Below are 23,673 nucleotides of genomic sequence, written 5' to 3' on the forward strand. Positions count from 1 at the left end.
AATAAAAGATAACGAGGAAGACAATGAAAAAAATCAATTATTTAGCAATCATTTTGTTAGTGGGCCTATGTTTGTTTGCTCTGCCGACCCAAGGATTCGCTGTCGCGGGTGGTCATGGTGGAGGTACATCTAGCGGTCGAAGTTCGGGCAGAGGTTCATTTGGTGGTCGTTCATATGGGGCAGTTATTTTGGCAGTCGTTCTTACGGCAGAGATTCTTATGGGTATTATGGTCCAAGTACAGGTCCTTCTAGTTATGAGCAAACGGGATTTCTTGCATTAGCTGTTTTGTCAGTAGGAGGGGTTTCTGCTTTTTCTATCGTCAAGAATAAAAGACAAAAGAAAAGGCTGAAAGCGGAGATATTGTCCCGCATGTCAGGAACGGCTAAAGAAAAGAAAGCACAGTTTCTGGAAATCCAAAAGATATTCATGAAGATCCAATCCGCTTGGGAAGAAGAAACTCCTGAAAAAGCCAGAAGCTGTTATACAGACAAGCTGTTTGCCGAACATCAGAAAGTTCTGCAAAAAAACAAAGCAGACGGTGTAAGAAATCATACTAAAAAAATAACTATTCAGGAAGTAGGAAATTATCGACAGATCCACGAAAATAGTTTTGCCATCCGAATTGATTTCAGATGCTGTGATTATTCAGTCGATCGAAAAGATGGGCGATTGATCTCAGGAAGTAAGACACAACGACAGTATTTTTCTCAGATATGGTATTTTGATTTTTCTGAGAAAGAAAAAAGATGGCAAGCCGATTTTATTCAACCGATTATGCTGGATTGACAGGAAATATTTATGAACGGAGTTGTGACAAAAGCCTTGTCGCAGCTCCTTTTTCTGAATAAACGGTGTGCCAGAGATAGCCTATCGGCAATAAGGCACGATTTTGTAAAATATGGGAAGCGATTTTTCAAAATCGCTTCTTATCGCTCAAGGCTGAACATCTCTGTCACAACCTCTCCACTAAATGGTGTTCAAAAGCTTGCATCTGCGATAATAAGAACAACCAAACAAAAAATAGGAAGCACTATTTTAGTTTAGTTGTTCTTATTACTTGATGCAGGACAGCTTTTTCACAACCTCTTTTTTGTATGGATGGGCAAAATTTTTGTAATAATAGGCGTATGTCTTTTTCGTTGAGAAGATGAAAAAGCATATGGCTTATTTTTTGTTTGCTTTGCTTACTTTCTTTCCACTTCAAGTGGCAGAAATATCTACTTTTTATTATGTAAGCGGAACCATATACTTGAAATCAGAAGGAGATCATTTCTATGAAAACAAGAACAATTGAAATACTTCACAGAATCATGACAGCCCAATATCCAGTAAAAGCAAAACATCTAGCAAGTGAGTTCAATGTCAGTCAGCGGACGATCCGTCAGGAAGTTCTTGAAGCGAATATCTGGTTGAGCAGTAAAAAGCTTCCGGAGATCCGTACAATTCGCAACAAAGGTTTTTTGTTGAAGCTGGAAAAGGAAAAGCAAGCTCGATTAGAAACTGAAATAAAAGATGTGAAAGACGGCTTTTTGAATCGGCGCGAACGTATTTTTGATCTAGTTTTAGCCGTTGCTTACAGCCGAATCCCGATCCATCTAAACAAAAAAGAAGAAGAATTTCAAATCTCTAAAAGTACATTAGATGAAGATATGAGACGGTTACGAGCAACACTGGTCAGTTATGGGATAGAGATCGTCAGTTATGGAAAGCAAGGACTGGTTTATAAAGGTTCAGAACGATCTATCCGTACGATGATCTATGATTTTATCAATCAGAATCTGGGAATGACCAACTTCTTTATGAATCAAGATGCACAATTAACACCGGCTCAAAAAATCTTTCTCCATTATTTTCCTTTGGTGGAAATCAAAAAAATACAGGAGATCTATTCCAATAAGTTGTTGAAACAAGAAGATGATATTTATAAAAAACAAATCCTGCTTTTTACATTGATCTGGATCCAGCGAATCAGGAAACATGAATTTATCTCTGCCATTAATTGGAAAAATACAGAAATAAAAGACAGTAGCTTTTCTGCATTTATTGACCACATGATCGAGGAATTTCAATTGGACAATGTCCCGCAAGTAGAAAGAAATTATCTTCGTTTCACTATTGAGACGTTCAATGCTAGAGATATCTCCAATTCAATCGAGTGGGTACAAGCTCAATTACTAACGATCCAATTGATCCAATTTGTAGAGAACGAGACACACATACCTTTCCATCTAAAGGAAGAAGCTTTATTCGAAAATCTCTATAAGCACATGGCTGCACTGATTGTAAGAATCAAGAATCATATCCAAGTCATGAATCCATTGAAAGAAAACATCCGAACAAATTATTTCCCAATCTACCGCGCAGTCACTCATTTTGTTCCTACGATCGAAGAAGTAATTGGTGGCAAGATACTGGAAGACGAGATAGCTTTTCTTGTCATCCACTTTTCGACGATCGCCAGTGTAATCAAGCGAGACTTGAATTATGTTTATAAATCAGTCGTTGTCTGTAACCATGGGATGGCTACTGGAAATCTGTTAGCAGAGAATCTGAAAGAAAAGTTTCCTCAGATCGAGATTACTGCAGTTTTAAGTTCAAAAGAAATCGAATTAGTAGATAAATTGGATGTCAATCTGGTTTTCAGCACCTTTCAATTGAATTATCGAAATAAGCCGCTTTTAGTTGTCGATCCGATTTTAACTGAGACGAATATCTTGGTTATAGAAGACTTTTTGAAAAGAAATGAAGAACTACAGCGGTTAGAGCCTAACAGTCATGAATCGACGGAGTTATTCACTCAAATAATAGATGTCATGAAAGAAAGTGGTGGCCGAGTAGATCGAATCATCTATGGCAAGTTAGAAAAATTATTCGAAACAAACAATTTAGAAATCAACAAAAGGGAGATCCAGCCTATGTTAAAAGATATTTTGACGGACAGCAATATCATGATCAAAGAAAAAGCCACTACTTGGGAGGAATCGATTGAACTAGCTGCTAGACCATTGGTTAAAGAAAACATTGTCGAAGAGCGCTATGTCGAAGCGATGATTCGTGCAGTGAATGAATACGGACCGTATATCGTGATTGGCAAACACATGGCACTAGCCCATGCCCGACCAGAAGATGGGGTCAATAAATTAGGAGTCAGCGTAGCTACGATTGAGCAACCAATCGATTTCGGTAATCCTGAAATGGATCCAGTAAAGATTATTTTTTGTTTGGCAGCAGTAGACTCCTACTCGCATCTGAACATCATGAAAGAACTAATTGAATTGATCAACAACGAAGAGAAGTTGGATCGATTGATTGAATGCACAAATATCGAAGATTTCAAACAACTGCTTTTTTCAGTAGTTGAGAAATAATAAATGATACGGGGGAGAACAAAGATGAACAAATTGAACATTTTATTCGTATGCGGTGCAGGTTTAGGAAGTAGTTTTGCAGCACAGATGTCTGCTGAGGATGTTTTGAACAAATTAGGAGTAGAAGCCAAACTGGACCATTGTGATATTTCTTCCGCAGTTTCCATGAAACCAGATGTGATCATCACAGCAGAAAATTTTCGTTCGCAGTTCGAAAAGTTCGCAGTTGATCCTAAAACGGCGATGATCTATTTGAAAAATATTGTTTCAAAAAATGAAATTGAAGAAAAAATCACCCCAGTTCTGCAAGATAAGGGAGTTATCTAAATACAAAAAGAAAAGAGGGTAAAAACATGGGCGTTATCAATTTTATCATCGAAAATATTTTGACTCAGGCATCGATCACCATTGCATTGATTGCTATGTTGGGTCTACTACTGCAGAAGAAATCAGCAGGACAAGTCATCTCTGGCACGTTAAAGACACTCCTAGGATTTCAAGTGTTGAGTGCTGGTTCGAGCATCATCGTTGGAAGTTTAACTTATTTCGGGAAAATCTTTACTGAAGGATTTCATATGCAAGGGATCATCCCTTCTATTGAATCTATCAATGGTCAAGCAATGAATGATTTGGGTTTAGGTAGAGATATTGCACTGACATTCTTAGCCATTTTTGTATTCAATATTATTTTGGCTCGTTTCACAAAATGGAAGTACATTTTTTTAACTGGTCAAGCAATTTTATGGATGGCAACGATGACCACAGTCTTTGGCTATTTTGCCGGTCTGCGAGGGATCATATTGATCTTGGTCGGTGGTTTTATCGGAGCTTGTTTCGCCATTGCTATGCCGGCAGTAGCGCAACCGATCATTCGTAAAATCACTGGATCAAATGATATTGCTTTAGGTCATTTTTGTACGATCGGGTACTTATTTGAAGCCGGTGTTGCTAAGCTTTTTGGTGAGAAAGGTGAAAATAAAAAGTCGATCGAAGATATCAAGTTGCCGACACATTTCGAATTTCTGCAAGATACTTATTTGTCTGTCATGGTCGTGATGGTCCCGCTATATATCATCACTGTTTTATTTGCAGGCGAACCATTCGCTTCTGAATTATCAGGAGATCAAAACTATATCATGTTTGCCTTTTTACAAGCCATCCAATTCGTAGTGGGTGTGTATGTATTGCTAGCTGGTGTACGTCTACTGTTAGGTGAAATCGTGCCGGCATTTCGAGGGATAGCTATGAAATTAGTTCCTGATGCGATCCCTGCCTTAGATTGTCCAGTTTTCTTTCCTTATAGCCCAAATGCCGTCATTTTAGGTTTCATTACGACAACGATTGGTACGATTATTGCCATGTTTACTTTGCCCATGTTCGGCTTAGCGATGATTTTACCTGGTATGCTAACCAATTTCTTTGCCGGAGGGACAGCAGGGATATTTGGCAACGCAGTTGGCGGACGCCGAGGAGCGATCATTGGCGGTATTGCTCATGGTTTCTTTATTACATTATTGCCCGCTTTGCTAGTAACGATCTTTAATTCGATGGGATTCATCAATGCTACAGCAACCGATGTAGATACAGTAGCCGCAGCACTCTTATATGCCTGGATCTTAAGCCCAGTTTTGAAAGCATTTTAATTGAAAGTAGGGAAAATGATGTTTGGATTTTTTAAGAAAAAAGAAAAAGAACCGAAAAAAGTTCTGGCAAAAGAAGAAAAAGCCCTATCGCCAGAAGCGACCGAAAAGATTCAATCAGAGATCACACAATTGAAACAAGAGATTTCCACTACCCAAGATAGGCATAAATTAGCGGAACTTTATGAACAAGTTGGACTTAAATTTTCTGAATTGTATGAGAACGATCAAGCCATCCAATATTTAGAAAAGAGCTTGGAAAATAAACAGACGATCGGAGATGGGTATAAAAAACTGATGAGCCTCTATAACCAGAAGCGTGCAGATGCTGCTCGTGCTGGTGATGATCAAGGGATCGATTACTACATGGGCAAAATGGATGAGATGCGACAAATTGCAAAACAAGTAACGATCAAAGGAAACAAATAAAAAGATAAGGTGGCAATAAAAGATGTATACAACATTGAAAGAAGTAACAAAAACAGCAGAAGAGTTGAATTTTACAGTTGGAGCTTTTAATACGCATAACCTAGAAATGCTTCCTGCTATGCTAGGCGCAGCAAAAGAAATGGGTTCGCCAATCATTATTCAAACAAGTGTCGATACCGCTAAATATATCGGCATGCATGTGTTAGTCAATGTAATGACAGCTATTGCAGAAGAAGAAATGGTTGATGCAGTCTTGCACTTAGACCACGCTCGAGACTTTGATGATATCAAAGAAGCAATCGACAGCGGATATACTTCTGTCATGTATGATGGGTCCCATCTGCCTTTCAAAGAAAATATCCTGAAGACAAAAGCAGTAGTAGAATATGCCCATGCGCACGGTGTTTCCGTAGAAGGAGAACTTGGAACAATCGGCGGTACAGAAGAAGGAATCCATGTCGCTGAAAATGACAAGGTATATACAAGACCGGAAGACGCAGTGAAATTTGTAGAAGCTACAGGCGTGGATGCATTAGCTATTGCTATCGGTACGAATCATGGACAATTCAAATCAAAAACAGAAGTAAACATTCCCTTGCTGAAAGAAATCGATGCAGTAGTTGATGTCCCCCTAGTTATCCATGGAGGAACAGGTGTGAAAGAAGAAGATTATCCTGAATTGATCAATAACGGGATCCGCAAATTCAATGTTGGAACGGAGCTTTTAGTCAACTGGACGAAAGTAGCTAAAGAAACCTTTAGTGAAACAGAAATCAACAAGTCTCTTCGCCATAATGTGATTCCAGCAAATAAAGCAGTAAAAGAAATTGTCAAGCATAAGATTGGACTGTTTATGAACTTGGAAAGTCCAATTAACTTAGGAAATAAATGAGATGAAAAAGTATTTCATTCTTCTGGCTGGTAGTCCTGGTACAGGAAAAACATATCTTATGAATAAACTACGGGAACGATTTCCAGATATGTATGCCATCACGCTCGATGAAATCAAGGAATACTATGCAGAATCCATCGGGTTTAACAATTTGGAAGAACGGGCGGAACAAGAAAGGACGAAAGTTTATCCTTTCTATTACAAAGCACTTGATTTGTATATGGAAGCAGGAAAGAAAGTGATTGTGTCCGAGTATCCTTTTAGTGATAAGCAAAAAGCACGACTCCAAGAATTAGCAGATAGATACGGATATCAGGTGATCACGATTCGCCTAACAGCAGACTTTGAAGTGTTATGGCAACGTCGGTACAAACGTGATCGTGAATCAGATCGTCATTTGAGCTATATCATGGATCATTATCACTATGGTGACGTATTGGAAGATCGAACGAAAGGGACCAATCATATTACGAAAGAAGCATTCAAAAAGATCATCGCCGACCGAAAATATGACAAATTCCAGTTAGGAACACTATATGAATTTGATGTAACAGACTATACTCAAGTGGATTACACTCCACTATTGGATAAATTAGAAAAAGAAATCAATGACAATAAGTAACAAAGAAATGGCTTAATATCGAAAAATTGGCTTTTGAACGCCGTTTACCGAGAGGTCGTGAGCCTGTCGTTCAGCTCCGAGTCACAAGGAGCAACTTCAAGAAACAGCTTCTCATGTTTGATGAATATTGTGACTTGTGACCGAGGAGTTGGTAGGAGAACACCGTTTACCGAGAGATCGTGAGCCTACCGTTCAGCTCCGAGTCACAAGGAGCAACTTCAAGAAACAGCTTCTCATGTTTGATGAATATTGTAACTTGTGACCGAGGAGTTGGCAGGAGAACACCGTTTAAGGAAGAGGTTGTGAAGTCAGTGTTTTAATATGAGTATTATAGAAAAAAACGGCAAAATAGCTCCTCATATTTTGCCGTTTTTTTAGTGAATACCGAGCATCAGCTGATTGAACACCGTTTAGTGGGGAGGTTGTGAAAAAGCTGTCCTGCCTCAATTAATAAGAACAGCCAAACAAGAATAGCTCGTCATATTTTTCGTTTGGTTGGGCTTATTACCGCAGATGCAAGCTTTTGAACGCCATTTATTCACAGCCCCAGAGAAGTCGAATGTCTTTTGTTCTCGAGTTTTTTAACATTCTTTTATTTATTGCAGATTTCATTATATTTATTTGCCGTAATTAAACTAGTCTTCTATACTTGATTACATAGTCATACATTTGCTAAAAAAGAAGGGAAGAGAATGAACAAGAAGTTGGCTCAATACAAAAGACTACTCGCACTTTCTCAAGCTGGTCTATATTATGGAAAAGATGTATTTGATAAAGAGCGTTTTGAGGAGATCCGGACGATTTCATTGGAATTGATCAGTGAAATAGGAAAAGAAACTTTCGAAGAAATAAAAGCGCTCACAACGATTGGAGAAGGACATCCAACACCAAAAGTAGATGTTCGTGCCTATATCAAAAAAGATGGCAAGGTCCTACTAATCGAAGATAAACGGACGAAAGAATGGTCACTTCCTGGTGGATTTGCTGAAATAGGATTGTCTCCTGAAGAAAATGTGCGTAAAGAAGTCTATGAAGAAACAGGATTAACAGTAGAAACTACTCAGTTGCGAGCAGTTTTTGATACGAATAAACAAAAAGATATTCCACAGCTTTTTCAGTATTATAAACTTGTTTTTGCTTGTGCGATCCACGGTGAAGAGGCCAAGTTTATTGAGAATAATGAAACTTCCAACATGGGATTTTTTAGTATAGAAGAGTTGCCAAAGCTATCAGAAAAGCGAACAACGAAGAAACAGTTACTTATTTTAGAAAACAAAAACCAGATCTATTGTGATTGAGCTTTTTCGTAAAAGAAGAAAAGAATATACTTTACTAGTTATTAAAAAAGAACTTGATTTTTTTATTGAAAATAGTTGCATTTGCAACAAAAAGAGGTAAACTAGTCTTACAAACAAAATAAAGGTGGGATGAAATGGCTGAAATCCTTCGAGACATCGGAATGATTGCCCGAGCGCTAGATTCTATTAGCAATATCGAATTCAAAGAAGTCGATTTAACAAGAGGACAGTATCTTTATTTAGTACGTATTTGCGAAAATCCTGGAATCATCCAAGAAAAACTAGCAGAAATGATCAAAGTAGATCGTACAACGACTGCCCGAGCAATCAAGAAATTAGAATCCAATGGGATGATCGAACGTTTGGAAGATAAAGAAAATAAAAAAATCAAGAAACTCTATCCGACTAAGAAAGGAGCAGAAATCTATCCTTTCATCATTCGAGAAAACAACTACTCCAATGCAGTCGCATTAAATGGTCTTTCTGACGAAGAAGCAAAACAATTGGAATATCTTTTAAATAAAGTATGCAAGAATGTTAGCGAAGATTGGAATTTTGTCAAAAAAGGCAATAAAAGGATCTATTGAAAGGAAGAAGCCGTGAATAAATACGAAATTCGAAAAATGACGTCTTCAGATGTAGACTTACTACAACAAATTAGTATCGAAACATTTACAGATACATTTGGAAAAGATAATTCACCGGAGCATTTAGCTGATTACTTGACACAAGCTTATGCACTAGAAAAACTTACAGAAGAGCTAAAAGATAAAGAAACCGATTTTTTCCTAGTGAGTATCGATCAAGAGCCTGCGGGTTACCTGAAACTAAATACAGGAACGAGTCAATCTGAGGAAATGGCTGATCATTTTTTAGAAATCGAGCGAATCTATGTACGAAAAAAATTTAAACATCAAGGTATCGGTACATTTTTACTAGATACAGCTATTGAAAAAGCAAAAGAAAAGCAAAAAACAGCCATTTGGCTCGGTGTTTGGGAACACAACGATGTTGCGCTCGCTTTTTATCGTAAAAAAGGATTTATCAAATACAGCGAACATGTTTTTTATATGGGAGATGATCCCCAAACAGACTATCTATTCATCAAGCAATTATTCTAATCAAGAGGTGTGAACATATGAAAAAAGTAATAGTGGATACAAATTTCTGGGAAGTATTTCCTGAAGCAACCATCGAAATCTTATCCGTAAATGGTATCGATAACCACGTAACAAAAGAAAGTGAAGAAACGTATCATCAATTATTGAATGAGGCAGCAAAAGAAGCAAGAAATTACCTTACAGAAGAAACATTCAGCCAAAACGAAGTCATTGCTCAGTGGCGTCAGGCATTTACCACATTCAAGACTAAAAAAGGTGCACGTTCTTCTATTGAAGCTTTACTGAAACGTGCAAATCAAGAACGGGAATTTTTCCCAATCAATCCGCTTGTAGATATCTATAATAGTATTTCCTTGTCTTTTGGCGTACCTTGCGGCGGAGAAGATATCGAAAAGATCGCAGGAAATCTGCATTTAGGAAAAGCCCAAGGTGGCGAATCATTCCTGCCTTTAGGTGCAGATTCCGATGCTCCGGCACTTCCGGAAGAAATCATCTACTATGATGAACAAGGAGCGATCTGTCGCTGTCTCAACTGGCGTGAAGCCCAAAGAACGATGCTGACGGAAGAAACACAAGCAGCGGTGCTGGTCATTGAATCCATCAATGCTGAACAAGCGGCACGTGGCGCACAGGCAATCGAAGCGTTGAAGGAAAAAATCGATCAAACATTTGGCGTAACTAGTGTCAGACACACACTAACCAAAGATGAATCAGAAGCAGAATTATAAAAGAATCGAAAAAAGAAGAGCGGCATTCATTGCCGTTTTTTTTTTGTAAAAAAAGTTTGTGGAGGAAAGCAATCCTAGAAACTATTGCTTTATTTTTCTTGAATAGTATCAAACACAAGGTGTTTGCGCTTTCGTGATATAATGGAATCAGTTTATAGACAGGAAAGAAAATCAAATAGAAAGAAGGGTCAAATGATGATACAAAAAACACGTGTGATGCTTTATGTCAATGACGTAGAGATGATTTGCCGATTCTTTGTAGAAAAAATTGGTGCAGAAATTTCTGAAACAATCGAATTGCCAGAAGAATTTAAGAGTATTGTACTCAGCATCTCAAAAGAATTAGAATTAGGCGTATTCCCAAAAGTATTTGTGCAGAAGTTTTCACCAGAGGTATTAGGACCACCGCCTTCTTTAGTATTTTTTACGGATGAATTTGAAACTATCTACGAGAACATGGAAGAACCAGGAGAAATCACAGACAACAATGGCGTCTTGACTTTCAATTTTTCGGACCCTGAAGGCAATTATTTTGTTATAGGAAAAGCTGAGTCGTCTGATTGAATAAAAAGGAGGAAAAACAGTGGATCTAATGGGAAGATTAGAAGGTTATTTGAAGTATCGGCGAGCAAAACATAGTGAGAAGCTTCGAGCAAAGAATCTCAAATCAGGAAAAAAGAAGACAAAAGGCTGGGGAAAAATGGTCGATACAGGTTTTGGCGGACTAAATAATCTGAATCCTGTCGATACAAAAGAATTGATCAAAGAAGAACAGAAACGAAATGGTAAAATCAAATCACACTATTGATTTTTGAGACTAGAATGAAGAAACTTTATTAACACAATAAAGAAATTCTTGTAATCCAAAGTGAATGTTCATGAACTTTGAGATAAAGGGATTTAATCAGATGGAACGTTCGGATTTTGCTTAAAATCCGAATTTTTTGTTTACTTATGTTTTGTTTTAGTATATGATAAAACACGTTGTTTTATTAATAAATCGAAATTTTAACGGACTTTATTTATAATGTTCGGATTTAGGGGGATGGAAGATGAAGGAAAAAATACTTTCCTACTTCGAAATAGAAAAATTGAACACCACGGTAAAACGTGAGGTACTGGCAGGATTTACAACATTTATCTCGATGGCTTATATCTTATTTGTAAATCCAACTGTATTAGGTGCTTCTGGAATGGATGAAGGAGCAGTGTTTACTGCGACTGCATTAGCCAGTGCGATCGGCTGTATTTTAATGGGGGTATTAGCCCGTTATCCAATTGGAACGGCACCTGCTCTTGGGATCAATGCTTTTTTTGCTTATTCTGTTTGTTTAGGAATGGGGATTCCATGGGAAACAGCATTAGCCGGCGTATTCGTTGCTTCTTTGATTTTTATTTTGATCACAATCTTCAAGCTGCGGGAAATGATCATTGATGCGATCCCAGCAGATTTGAAATATGCGATTTCTGGCGGTATCGGTCTATTTATTGCTTTCCTTGGTCTGAGCGAAGGTGGGATCATCGTTTCGAATGAATCTACATTAGTAGGATTAGGATCACTCAACGTTGGTTCTACTTGGTTGACGATTTTTGGATTAGTCGTAACTGCTATCTTGCTTGTTCGGCGTGTACCAGGTGGCATCTTCATCGGGATGGCAGCTACAACGATTTTAGGTCTGGTCACAGGTTTGATTCCAATGCCTTCTGAAATTGTTGCCGCAGCACCAAGTTTGAAACCAACATTTTTAGTTGCATTAAAACATGTAGGGGACATCAATTCTCTTCAAATGTGGGTCGTAGTGCTGACATTCTTGCTTGTGACTTTCTTTGATACAGCAGGAACTTTAGTTGGATTAGCAAATCAAGCAGGTTTCATGAAAGACAACAAGATGCCTCGCGTAGGGAAAGCTTTAGCTTCTGATTCAACAGCTATGCTTGCGGGTTCCTTATTAGGTACTTCTCCTGTTGGTGCATTTGTAGAATCATCAGCTGGTATCGCCGTTGGAGGACGTTCAGGTATCACAGCTATTACTACAGGGATTTTCTTCTTGTTAGGCTTGTTCTTTTCTCCATTACTATCAGTTGTTACTTCACAAGTAACTGCACCAGCATTGATTATGGTAGGAGTATTGATGGCACAATCTTTGCGACAAATCGAATGGGGAAAATTAGAGATTGCGATCCCTTCATTCTTGATCTTGATCGGCATGCCTTTGACTTATAGTATTTCAGATGGGATTGCATTAGGTTTTATCTTCTATCCAATTACCATGTTAGCAGCTAAAAGAGGAAAAGAAGTATCTCCAATCATGTATGGTCTGTTCTTTGTATTCGTGGGATTCATGTGGATATTGAATGTGAAATAAAGAGGTTGTGAAATCAGTGTTCTGGCCTGAGTATTAGAGAAAAAATAGTTCCTCATATTTTGCCGTTTTTTGAGCTAATACCGAGGGACAGCTGAGTGAACACCGTTTATAAAGAGGTTGTGAAATCAGTGTTCTGGCCTGAGTATTAGAGAAAAAATAGTTCCTCATATTTTGCCGTTTTTTGAGCTAATACCAAGGGACAGCTGAGTGAACACCGTTTATAAAGAAGTTGTGAAATCAGCATTCTTCCCTGCATAAATCAATCCTTTCAAAAAACAGTTGAGGAAATTTCCTCAGCTGTTTTTTTGTTTTATTCTGTTACCGATAACAAGGTGCAATAGCTATTTGAAAGCGTTACAATTTTTAGTGAGAGAGACTAAAATAAATGATTAAGCAAAAAATAGAAACATCCATTTATAGGAGGAAAATCATGGAACAAAAATGGTGGCACCATTCAGTTGTTTATCAAATCTATCCAAGAAGTTTTCAAGATTCAAATCAAGATGGTATTGGAGATTTGCGGGGGATTATTTCCAGGTTGGATTATCTGGCGTATTTAGGTATTGATGCAATTTGGCTTTCTCCAGTATACGAGTCTCCGAATGATGACAATGGGTATGATATCAGTAATTATCAAGCAATCATGGCAGAATTCGGTACGATGGAAGAAATGGAAGAACTGATTGAAGAAGCAAAGAAAAGAAATATCCGTATCATCATGGATCTGGTGGTGAATCATACTTCTGATGAACATCCGTGGTTCATTGAGGCCCGTAAAAATAAAGAAAATCCTTATCGGGACTATTATATTTGGCGTGATCCGGTCAATGGAAAAGAGCCTAATAGATTGCGCTCAATATTCAGTGGTTCTGCTTGGCAGTTGGATGAAAAAACGGGGCAATATTTTCTGCACTTGTATAGCAAGCGTCAACCTGATTTGAATTGGAAAAATAAACAGGTTCGCCAAGAGATTTATCAAATGATGAATTTCTGGATCGATAAAGGTATTGGTGGCTTTCGTATGGACGTGATCGATATGATTGGCAAAGAACCGGATAAAGAAATCACAAGTAATGGACCTAAACTGCATGAGTATCTTCAGGAAATGAATCAAGCAACTTTTGGTGACAAAAATCTGATGACTGTTGGCGAAACATGGGGAGCAACTACCGAAATCGCTAAACTTTATTCCAATCCTAAAAGAAATGAATTATCCATGGTCTTCCAATTCGAACACATAGGATTAGATCAGCAAGAAGACAAAGACAAATGGGATTTGAAACCCTTGAGTATCTCTGAACTGAAAAAAGTATTATCCAAATGGCAAACATCTTTAGGTGATGAAGGATGGAATAGTTTATTTTGGAATAATCACGATCTTCCGCGAATTGTTTCTCGTTGGGGAAATGACGATGTGTATCGAAAAGAAAGTGCCAAGATGTTTGCTATCTTGCTCCATATGATGAAAGGCACCCCTTATATCTATCAAGGAGAAGAGTTAGGCATGACGAATTGCCCAATCGATGATATCGCGGAAGCAAAAGATATTGAGACAATCAATATGTATAACGAAAGGATTTCTTCTGGATTTACAAAAGAGGAAATCTTGGAATCAATCAATGCGAAAGGAAGAGACAATGCTAGGACGCCTATGCAATGGAACGCCCGTGAACATGCTGGGTTTACTACTGGAATTCCATGGCTTCGAGTCAATCCAAATTATAAAGAAATCAATGCAGAAGAAGCGTTAGCAGATCAAGATTCTGTTTTTTATATGTACAAGAAATTGATCGATTTGCGTAGAAAACATGACATCATCGTCTGGGGAGACTATGAATTAGTAGAAGAGACGCCAGAGCATGTCTTTGCCTATTCTCGCATATATGAAGATCAGCGATGGCTCGTTGTTTGCAATATGTCCAGTGAAAAACAGGTGTTCACTGTTCCACGTGAAGCTTTAAGGATTATTGTGTCAAATTATCCTCTGAAACAGTTACCAGACGGCAAAGTCGAGTTACGACCATATGAAGCATTTGTGGTGGAAGTAAAATAAATCGTTTGCTTAGATGGTTAACGAGTGTTTTCTTTCGGGGATCGTCTTATGTATTTGTTATATATAAATATTAAAAATGAAGAGTAGCATTCAATTTTTTTCTTCTCTTCTGCCGAAATAGTTAGAATATCTTGTTTTGATGAATCGAGCTATACTTCAAGTAAGAAATTGTTGATAGCGAGGAGAGATAGTTATGGATCAGGAAATATTTCCAGAAAATTTTTTATGGGGCGGAGCAGTAGCTGCTAATCAATGTGAAGGTGCATGGTTGGAAGACGGCAAATTACCTAATGTGACAGATACGCTTATCGGGATCATGAACCAGCATCCTAGTATTCAGTGGAATGAAGGAAAAAAGATTTGGGAGATTGCTTTAGACGAATCACTCCATTATCTTTCTCATGAAGCGATTGATTTTTATCATCGATTTGAAGAGGATATTCGTTTACTGAAGGAGTTAGGTTTAAAAGCTTTTCGAACAAGCATCTCATGGGCACGAATATTTCCAAGAGGAGACGAACAGAAGCCAAATGAGGCTGGTCTCGTATTTTATGACAGACTAATCAATACATTAAATCGATATGATATCGAGCCAGTAATTACTCTTAGTCATTATGAAACCCCCTTAGCATTGGTAGGAGAGTATGGGGGGTGGCAAAATCGAAAATTAATCGACTTTTTTGAATTTTATGCGCAGACCGTCTTTGAACGCTACCAAGGGAAAGTGAAATATTGGATGACCTTTAATGAGATCAATAATGCTTTTCGTATGCCTTATGCAGCTGCTGGATTGGTTACATTCCCTGCTAGAGATAAACTTGAACCCATTGCTACACTAACAAAAAAAGAGATTTATCAAGCCTGTCATCATATGTTTCTAGCGAACGCCCGTGCTACTCAATTATTAAAGAAAATCGATCCAAATGCTAAGATGGGTATTATGTGTAGCTTTTCTGCATTAGCGACTTATGCATATGACTGTGATCCAGAGAATGTATTTGGTTCACTGCAATTTAAACGCAATTCATGGTTTTTCTCCGATGTCATGTGCCGAGGGCATTATCCAGCTTATATTTACAGGACATGGAAGGAAGAAGACTGTGCACCAGTAATGTTAGATGGAGACGAACAGTGCTTGCAAGCTAACACGGCAGATTATATTGCATTTAGTTATTATCGTAGCGCTGTCTATAAAAAAGAAGCAGAAATGCGCGTAGATACTGGCGGAGCAAATGGTTTCGATAATCCCTTTTTGAAGGAAAAATCTCCCGAACCTTGGAGTTGGCCAATTGATCCTCTAGGGTTTCGTTATGTCATGAATGAATTGACAGACCGTTATGAATTACCATTATTCATAGTTGAAAATGGCATTGGACTAGATGAAGCACCAGATGAATTGAATCGAATCCACGATCCAAAACGTTGTGAGTATCTAAAAATACATCTTCAGGAAATTGCTGAGGCAATAAAAGATGGTTGCCAAATCATTGGTTACTTATGGTGGGGACCAATCGATATCGTATCGGCAGGAACAGGGGAAATGAGGAAGCGATATGGCTTTATTTATGTGGATAGACAAAATGATGGGAGCGGAAGCTTTAGAAGATTGAAAAAAGATAGTTTTGAATATTATAAACAAATTATCCAATCTAATGGTAAAAACCTTGAATATAGATCTTTCTTCAAATGATTTTTAAACCTCTGCAAGTGACTATTGTCATTTGAGAGGTTTTTCCTGTATGTTTATAACAAAGAGGAGGTGTAAGCAAATGGACTTAAATAAACGACAACTCCAAATTCTTGTAGTATTAAGAAATAAGAATCATTGGATAACAAGCGAAGAATTAGCTGAAGCTTTAGGTACCAACAAGAAAACGATCCAAACTGAAATCAAAAATATGCTTGCTATCTACGAGAAGAAAATCATTATCCAGTCAAATAAACGTTCAGGTTATTTTTTAGAATCAATTGAATCTGAAACTAAACAGCAAATCATACAAGAGGTGACGAAACATAAAATCTATTCCAGCATGGATTTCCGAGCTTCAACTATTGTGACGTACTTATTGTTTCAAAAAGGGTATGTCAGTATGCAAAAGATAGCAGACATTTTCTTTCTTTCAAAAACAGCCGTATCATTACAAATAAAAACGATTTTGCGTTGGATCGAGCGCAATCCTAAATTAGAACTGGAAGTTTCGTCGACAAAAGGACTAAAAATCGTTGCTGAAGAAAATTCAAAAAGAATTTTCTTATCTCTTGTTGGAACAGAAACGGTGATCCAACACGCAAGGTTGCCTCAACAAATCAGTACAATTTTTTCCAATATCATGCCGACTGTCCAAAAGACATTAAAAGAGGTTCTTATATCATATAATTATATTGTTTCAGGAGAGGACTTCATACGATTTTCTCGGTATCTCGTTTTGACCATTCTTCGAAGAGAAGAACTTTTAGAAAAAACAAACAGGTATACATTATTTATTCCGATGGTAGAGACCCTCACAAAAAAGTTATCATCAGAACTACCCTATTCTTTTTCCAATCAAGAAAAACAAGCAATTGAAAATCGACTATTAGAGTTAAATTATTTGATGATTAATGATGAAAAAAACAAAGAAATAGAGAAGAATCTAAGAGCATTTGAGCAAACGATTATTCGTTTTTTAGATCTTCCTGTTTCGTTATTGTTCCATGAAACAGAATTTTTGCTAACCCATATCAAACAAATGAAAACGAGGATGGATGCCGGACATAATACCATGAATCATTTTGTACAAAAGATCATCTCCCGTTATCCTTTAGAAATTTATTTAATTCGGCGTTTCTTCCCAATACATTTTCAATTACGTCCCAATTTAGCTGAAAGCGCTTATTTGGTTTTGTATCTTGCCGAAGCGTTGAATCCTTTTCGAAAACAAGGGGAGATACTGATTGTTAGTAACCAGCCAATTAGTATTTTGAATACACTAAAAAAACAGATTCAACAAAGTATGAACATGTGGATCAAAGAATGCCGGATAGAACCAGTGTATCTTTTCAAAAATCAATCAAACAAAATAACGGAATATGATGCAATTTTGACTACTGAGCAAGAGCTTATTTTTGAGTGGGATGATTTGATTTATCTACCTAGTGTTCTAGATGAGTTTGAATCTTCGGAGATTTATCAGATTTTGCGTGAAAAGCTGACCATAGTTGAAGAAAAAAAGAAAACAAAACTGCTTGATCATTACTACAAAGAAGAAAATCAAATAAAAATCCATAAAAAGATAGATTCCATTCAGCAACTAATCTCTCCTAGTTCTGACCTAGTTATGCTTCCGTTAAATGCCGAGACTTTGTTGTGCTGTCTTATCAAAAGCCAAGTAGAAACAAAAATCACAGAGTATCAGCTTGAGATACCACTTATATATCAGCAAAGGAAGATCAAGCGTGTTTTTTTTGTCTCCTTTGACTATAAGAGAAACGATATACTTGTTTTCTTTCAAGCAGTGAGTGATTTGCTCGGCTAAGTAAACCATACACACTATTGTACAGTTTCGTTCGCTATTAGAAGGGGTACTAATTGAATGGAGAAACCGTTTTCTAAGAACTATACTTATCTTGTAAGAAGGATTGCTACGGCATTAATTAACAAGGGGGAAGGAAAAATGGACTATTCACAATTAGCGAAAGATATTGTCCGATTTGTCGGAGGCGAAGAAAATGTCAGCAATGTTTACCATTGTGCAACAAGGTTACGCTTTACCCTAAAAGATAATAAGAAGGCAGATAAGGAGAAGGTAGAGCAACTAGAAGGTGTGATCACTGTAGTCGAAGCTGGAGGAATGTTTCAAGTCGTAGTAGGAAATGCAGTAAATGAAGTGTATGACGTATTATCCAAACAAATGAAACTAGAAGATGATGCATCTAGTGGAAAGAGAGGAACTGAGAAAAAAGGCATTTTAAACTCTTTTATAGACATGATCGCCGCTGTTTTTGCCCCGACTTTAGGCGTCTTGGCAGGAAGTGGTTTGATCAAAGGAGTACTCGCCTTATGTACGAGTTTGAATTTATTAACTACTGAATCAGGAACTTATATCATTTTGAATGCAGCAGCTGATGCATTTTTCTATTTCTTGCCTATATTTTTGGCATATACTGCTGCAAAAAAGTTCAATACAGATCGTTTCATCGCTATGGTTATTGCAGCAGCTCTCGTTTATCCTACGATTGTCAGTGCATATAGTGATAGCATAACCTTGCGATTTCTAGGGATGCCCGTGATTCTAGCAAGGTATACAAGTACGGTTATTCCAGCAATTTTAGCTGTATGGGTTCTTTCTTATATTGAGCCTAAGATTCGCAAAAGCTTGCACGAAAGTATTCGAAATTTATTGACACCATTCATTTGTATCATCGTGATGGTCCCAATTACTTTATTAGTTGTAGGTCCAATTGCAGATTATGCAAGTCAGCTGATTGCAGCTGGATATTTAGCTGTTTATAACTTTAGCCCTGTTTTATCTGGTGCTGTTATCGGCGGATTTTGGCAAGTGTTAGTGATTTTTGGGTTACATTGGGGACTTGTACCAGTAATGACCAACAATCTTTCTTTCTACGGTCGTGATACGCTAGGTCCAGCATGTATGACTGCCGTAGCTGCGCAAGCAGGAGCAGTACTTGGGGTATTTTTGAAAACGAAAAATAAGAAAGTAAAAAGTTTATCTTTATCTGCATTTATCACAGCATTATTTGGAATCACTGAACCTGCTGTTTATGGTGTGACTCTTAAATATAAACGACCATTTTACATTGCTTGTATATGTGGAGCTATATTTGGTGGAGTAGCTGGTGCCGCAGGAGCCGGTGCTTTGGCAGTTGCTACAAGAAGTATTTTGTCTTTCCCGATTTATATTGGTGAAGGATTTGTTTGGCTAGTTGCTAGTTATTTCTTAGCGATGATCAGTTCCTGTATGCTAACTTTTCTTTTCGGCTACAAGGATGAAATCGAAGAAGAATCCTCAAAGGATATAGTGTTAAGTACTCCTGCAGCAGGTGAAATAATTGATTTATCTGAAGTAAACGATCCAACATTTGCTAGTGGATCTTTAGGAGAAGGGTTTGCGATCATTCCAACGGACGGAAAAATCTACAGTCCTGTAAACGGGGAAGTTTCAACAGTTTTTCCAACGAAACATGCAATTGGGGTAGTCAGTGAAGAAGGAGCAGAGATACTGATCCATATCGGTATTGATACAGTGAATTTAAATGGCAAATACTTTCAAAGTGCAGTATCTGATGGAAAAAAAGTACGTAAAGGCGATTTATTGATGGAAGTAGATTTGCAAGAATTAATCAAAGAGGGATATGATCCGACCACAATGGTTATTGTTACAAATAGTAGTAGATTCAAAAATATCATTACTAGTCATAAGAAAAATAATCAAACAAGAAAACTAGCAAGTTTAGGGGGATCGATATGAAAAAATTTCCAGAAGGATTTTTATGGGGCGGAGCGACAGCGGCCAATCAATGTGAAGGTGCATGGGATGTAGATGAAAAAGGATTATCTGTGTCTGATGTGTATACATTCGACAGCGATTTACCTAAAGAAAAATGGACAGATCAATGGCATATGATGACGCATCAGCAAGTAAAAGCGGCGCAGGATCCCAACAGCAAGTATTATTATCCTAAAAGACACGGAAATGATTTCTATCATCACTTTAAAGAAGACATCCGTTTATTTGCTGAAATGGGTTTTAAATGCTATCGGATGTCTATCGCATGGACAAGAATTTTTCCTCATGGTGATGAAGAAACACCCAATGAAGCGGGATTATTTTTTTATGATCAAGTGTTTGACGAATGTCTAAAATATGGGATTGAGCCAGTCGTTTCTCTTTCCCATTATGAAATGCCGTTATATTTGGTTACAGAATATGGTGGATGGCCTAATCGAAAGCTTATTCAGTTTTACGTTCGTTTCGCTGAAACAGTATTCAAACGCTATAAAAATAAAGTAAAATATTGGATGACTTTCAATGAGATCAACTGTGTAAAACATCACCCTTTTGTTAGCGTAGGAGTAATTGAAGAAAACCATCCCCATTTGGAACAAGCGAAATACCAAGGTGCACACCATCAGTTTATAGCAAGTGCTTTAGCTACAAAAGCTTGTCATGAAATTATCAAAGGTTCACAAGTCGGTTGTATGATCAGCTATCAGCTTCTTGTTCCGTATTCTTGTGATCCGGATGATATTCAAAAAACAATTGAGCAGCAAAGAACTTCTTTGTTCTTTAGTGATGTTCAAGCAAGAGGATATTATCCAGCGTATACGCAACGAATGTTTGAAGAAAAAGGTGTCAACTTAAAAATAGAAGTAGGTGATGAAGAAATCTTAGCAGCCTACCCTGTTGATTTTGTTTCTTTTAGCTACTACATGTCTAGTGCAGTCAGTGCTCATCCAGAAAATTTGGAAGGGGTCCAAGGAAACTTAATAACTGGAGGAATTAAAAATCCGTATCTTCCATCAAGTGAATGGGGCTGGCAGATTGATCCTAAGGGTTTGAGAATTGCTTTGAATCAATTATATGATAGGTATCAAAAACCACTGTTCATAGCTGAAAACGGACTCGGAGCTATAGACAAAGTAGAAGAAGATGGAACCGTTCAAGACGATTACCGCATTGACTATTTGAAGCAGCATATTGAGCAGATGAAGGAAGCTATCGAAGATGGAGTAGATTTATTTGGTTATACGTCGTGGGGCTGCATTGATATCGTCAGCGCTTCTACTTCACAAATGTCAAAACGTTATGGATATATCTATGTTGATCAAGATGACGAAGGGAATGGCACAAAGAAACGGTTAAAGAAAAAATCATTTGATTGGTACAGACAAGTCATCCAATCAAATGGCGAAATCCTATAATAAAAGGAAATAAGGGACTGTGACAAAAGTCTTGTCACAGCCCCTTCTTTACGAATAAACAGTATTCTCCTGCCAACTCCTCGATCACAAGTCACCATAGTCATAAAACATGAGAAGCTGTTTTTTGAAATTGCTCCTTGTGACTCGGAGTTCAACGGCAGGCTCACGACCTCTCAATAAACGGTGTACAATCAGCTGACCATCGGCATTAGCTCAAAAAACGACAAAATATGAGGAACTATTTTTGTTTGGCTGTTCTTATTACTTGATGCAGGACGGCTTTTTCACAACCTCTGATATAAACGGTGTTCAAAAGCCAGTTTTTCGGTATTAAGCCAAATTTATGCAAAAATGTGGAAAGCCATTTTCACAAAATTTTTCTTCATACTCAAAACTAAACGACTTTTTCACAACCTCTGATTCACGGTGTTCCAGAAGGAGTTTTGTCGAAAACAAGCCGAAATTCTTTGAAGATGGCTACTTCTTTTTTTCAAATCTAGACAGAGGAGGCGGACATTATTCCGTGTTTTTTGACAAAAAATAAAAATCATACTATGATATGTACGCCAATGGAGGGGATGAAATGGAAAAGCCAATTGAAAAAGCGTTAGATGAATGTCTTTTCTTTAGCGTGAAAAAGCTAGATCGCATGTTGAATAAATTAGCTGATGAAGCGTTTAGAAGGACAGGTCTGGCACCAACTTATGGTTTTATTTTATTGATATTAAAAGAAAAAGACGGAATACCACAAAAAGATATTGCACAAATGCTCTATTCCGCCCCATCAACGATTGCTCGTTTTGTTGAAAAATTAGAATATAAAGGATACGTCAAAACAGTTAGCGAAGGTCGCTTGTCATTAGTTTATCTTACAGAACAAGGACGCCAATTTGCTAAGGAAGTCGATGGTAGCTGGGAAGAACTTCATCAGTCATACAAAGCAGTTTTGGGAAATGAAGCAAGTAAAGAATTAGCCCAGACAATGAATGATGCAACAGATAAGTTACAAAAAAAATAAAATTTTTTAAGCAAATTAGTTGCATGTACAACTAATCGAGTGGTTTAATGATAGATGATTCTCGATAGGTTAATCAGAGCGAATTATGGGAGGAATGACAATGTCACAATTTGATCAATCAATTACTTTACCTTCAGGAGTTCAATTGAAGAACCGATTGATGCTGTCGCCTATGACGACACAACTCAGCTTCTTCAATGGAGTGATCACCGAAGATGAGATCACTTATTATAAACAACGTTCTAAAGGACTTGGTGCTGTTATTACTGGTGCTGCAAATGTCCAAGATATCGGAAAAGGCTGGCCAGGTGAACTGAGCATCGCTCACGATGAAATGATTCCTCGGTTAAGTGAACTAGCTAAAGCAATCCAAGGAGAAGGTGCAAAAGCGATTGTTCAAATTTTCCACGGTGGACGAATGACTAGTCGAGCTACTCTATCAGGAGAACAGCCTGTATCTGCAAGTGCAGTTGCAGCGGAACGACCTGATGCAGAAACACCGCGAGCATTAAGTGAAAATGAAATCAAAGAAACAATCCAAGCATTTGGCGAAGCCACACGCAGAGCGATTGAATCAGGATTTGATGGTATCGAGTTGCATGGAGCAAATACGTATTTGATCCAACAATTTTTCTCTCCGCATTCGAATAGACGAGAGGATCAATGGGGCGGTAGCTTAGAAAATCGCTATCGTTTTATTGACGAATTATTAACAACGGTTTTCTCAACGGTTGAAAAATATGCAAAAAAACCATTCATCGTAGGGGATCGTTTCTCGCCAGAAGAATATGAAACACCAGGTATCCGTTTTGAAGACACGATCTGGCTTCTTGAACGATTACGTGAGACAAAATTAGATTATCTGCATGTTTCATTAAATGCGTATGATCGAAGAGCCCGTTCTGATAAATACAGCGATCAGTCGATTCTTGAAGCTGTCCATGACACGATCCAAGGAAAGATCCCTTTAATTGGTGTCGGAGGCATCCGTACTCGCAAAGACGTAGAGCAAGTACTGAAATATGCAGAACTTGCAGCAATTGGACAGCAAATGATCGTCGATCCTGACTGGGCAGAGAAATTATTGGAAAACCGTGAGGATGAATTTGTAACGAAACCTTTTGAAGAAGCATATAAAGAGCTTTATTTGCCAAGCCCATTATATAATTTCTTGAAAGCACGTTATCAATAACGCAATTTTTATAGAAAGAGGAT

20 protein-coding genes and 1 pseudogene are annotated in these 23,673 nt (G+C 37.7%); all 21 read left to right on the forward strand.

Annotated features, from left to right (window positions below; genetic code table 11):
• The first annotated feature begins 23 nt into the window (after positions 1-23).
• Positions 24-787: pseudogene (locus IGL31_RS01485) on the forward strand (TIM44-like domain-containing protein).
• 488 nt (positions 788-1,275) lie between these two features.
• Positions 1,276-3,369: a BglG family transcription antiterminator gene (locus IGL31_RS01490; protein WP_086299904.1), complete on the forward strand. Its 2,094-nt coding sequence runs from the start codon at positions 1,276-1,278 to the stop codon at positions 3,367-3,369.
• 24 nt (positions 3,370-3,393) lie between these two features.
• The gene (locus tag IGL31_RS01495; RefSeq protein ID WP_002287534.1) at positions 3,394-3,696 is read left to right on the forward strand and encodes a PTS sugar transporter subunit IIB; all 303 of its coding nucleotides are present in this window, start codon (positions 3,394-3,396) and stop codon (positions 3,694-3,696) included.
• A gap of 26 nt (positions 3,697-3,722) precedes the next feature.
• Positions 3,723-5,012: a PTS sugar transporter subunit IIC gene (locus tag IGL31_RS01500; RefSeq protein WP_086299903.1), complete on the forward strand. Its 1,290-nt coding sequence runs from the start codon at positions 3,723-3,725 to the stop codon at positions 5,010-5,012.
• 18 nt (positions 5,013-5,030) lie between these two features.
• Complete coding sequence (locus IGL31_RS01505; protein ID WP_002307887.1) at positions 5,031-5,438, forward strand: hypothetical protein; 408 nt, start codon at positions 5,031-5,033, stop codon at positions 5,436-5,438.
• Positions 5,439-5,460: 22 nt separating this feature from the next.
• Positions 5,461-6,330, forward strand: a complete 870-nt coding sequence (locus tag IGL31_RS01510; protein ID WP_002298926.1) for a class II fructose-bisphosphate aldolase — start codon at positions 5,461-5,463, stop codon at positions 6,328-6,330.
• Position 6,331: 1 nt separating this feature from the next.
• Complete coding sequence (locus tag IGL31_RS01515; RefSeq protein WP_002294697.1) at positions 6,332-6,952, forward strand: AAA family ATPase; 621 nt, start codon at positions 6,332-6,334, stop codon at positions 6,950-6,952.
• Between the two features lie 692 nt (positions 6,953-7,644).
• The gene (locus IGL31_RS01520; RefSeq protein WP_002294695.1) at positions 7,645-8,250 is read left to right on the forward strand and encodes an NUDIX hydrolase; all 606 of its coding nucleotides are present in this window, start codon (positions 7,645-7,647) and stop codon (positions 8,248-8,250) included.
• A 134-nt stretch (positions 8,251-8,384) separates the two neighbouring features.
• Entirely contained in the window at positions 8,385-8,837 is a 453-nt protein-coding gene (locus IGL31_RS01525; protein WP_002294693.1) for a MarR family winged helix-turn-helix transcriptional regulator, read from the forward strand.
• A gap of 36 nt (positions 8,838-8,873) precedes the next feature.
• Positions 8,874-9,371, forward strand: coding sequence for a GNAT family N-acetyltransferase (locus IGL31_RS01530; RefSeq protein WP_086300000.1), 498 nt, complete (start codon positions 8,874-8,876; stop codon positions 9,369-9,371).
• Positions 9,372-9,388: 17 nt separating this feature from the next.
• Positions 9,389-10,099 (forward strand): B3/B4 domain-containing protein, encoded by a 711-nt coding sequence (locus IGL31_RS01535; protein ID WP_002296773.1) that lies wholly within the window; start codon positions 9,389-9,391, stop codon positions 10,097-10,099.
• Positions 10,100-10,240: 141 nt separating this feature from the next.
• Positions 10,241-10,663 (forward strand): VOC family protein, encoded by a 423-nt coding sequence (locus IGL31_RS01540; protein WP_179189383.1) that lies wholly within the window; start codon positions 10,241-10,243, stop codon positions 10,661-10,663.
• A gap of 19 nt (positions 10,664-10,682) precedes the next feature.
• The gene (locus IGL31_RS01545) at positions 10,683-10,907 is read left to right on the forward strand and encodes a hypothetical protein (protein ID WP_002338567.1); all 225 of its coding nucleotides are present in this window, start codon (positions 10,683-10,685) and stop codon (positions 10,905-10,907) included.
• Between the two features lie 244 nt (positions 10,908-11,151).
• Positions 11,152-12,465 (forward strand): NCS2 family permease, encoded by a 1,314-nt coding sequence (locus IGL31_RS01550; RefSeq protein ID WP_002307889.1) that lies wholly within the window; start codon positions 11,152-11,154, stop codon positions 12,463-12,465.
• Positions 12,466-12,895: 430 nt separating this feature from the next.
• A complete protein-coding gene (locus IGL31_RS01555) occupies positions 12,896-14,518 on the forward strand; it encodes a glycoside hydrolase family 13 protein (RefSeq protein ID WP_086299902.1) in 1,623 nt (540 codons plus the stop codon).
• Between the two features lie 193 nt (positions 14,519-14,711).
• Positions 14,712-16,208 (forward strand): glycoside hydrolase family 1 protein, encoded by a 1,497-nt coding sequence (locus tag IGL31_RS01560; protein ID WP_086299901.1) that lies wholly within the window; start codon positions 14,712-14,714, stop codon positions 16,206-16,208.
• Positions 16,209-16,257: 49 nt separating this feature from the next.
• Positions 16,258-18,033 carry an HTH domain-containing protein gene (locus IGL31_RS01565; RefSeq protein WP_086299900.1) on the forward strand — a complete coding sequence of 592 codons (1,776 nt, stop codon included), beginning with the start codon at positions 16,258-16,260 and terminating at the stop codon, positions 18,031-18,033.
• 57 nt (positions 18,034-18,090) lie between these two features.
• Positions 18,091-19,986, forward strand: coding sequence for a beta-glucoside-specific PTS transporter subunit IIABC (locus IGL31_RS01570; RefSeq protein ID WP_002307894.1), 1,896 nt, complete (start codon positions 18,091-18,093; stop codon positions 19,984-19,986).
• Positions 19,983-21,440, forward strand: a complete 1,458-nt coding sequence (locus IGL31_RS01575) for a glycoside hydrolase family 1 protein (RefSeq protein WP_002300024.1) — start codon at positions 19,983-19,985, stop codon at positions 21,438-21,440. The genes IGL31_RS01570 and IGL31_RS01575 overlap by 4 nt, the downstream gene beginning before the upstream one ends.
• A gap of 583 nt (positions 21,441-22,023) precedes the next feature.
• Positions 22,024-22,458, forward strand: coding sequence for a MarR family winged helix-turn-helix transcriptional regulator (locus tag IGL31_RS01580; RefSeq protein WP_002294674.1), 435 nt, complete (start codon positions 22,024-22,026; stop codon positions 22,456-22,458).
• A gap of 100 nt (positions 22,459-22,558) precedes the next feature.
• The gene (locus tag IGL31_RS01585; protein ID WP_086299899.1) at positions 22,559-23,650 is read left to right on the forward strand and encodes an NADH-dependent flavin oxidoreductase; all 1,092 of its coding nucleotides are present in this window, start codon (positions 22,559-22,561) and stop codon (positions 23,648-23,650) included.
• The last annotated feature ends 23 nt before the right edge of the window (positions 23,651-23,673 follow it).

Source organism: Enterococcus sp. MSG3290 (assembly GCF_050555565.1).
Lineage (GTDB): Bacteria > Bacillota > Bacilli > Lactobacillales > Enterococcaceae > Enterococcus_B > Enterococcus_B faecium.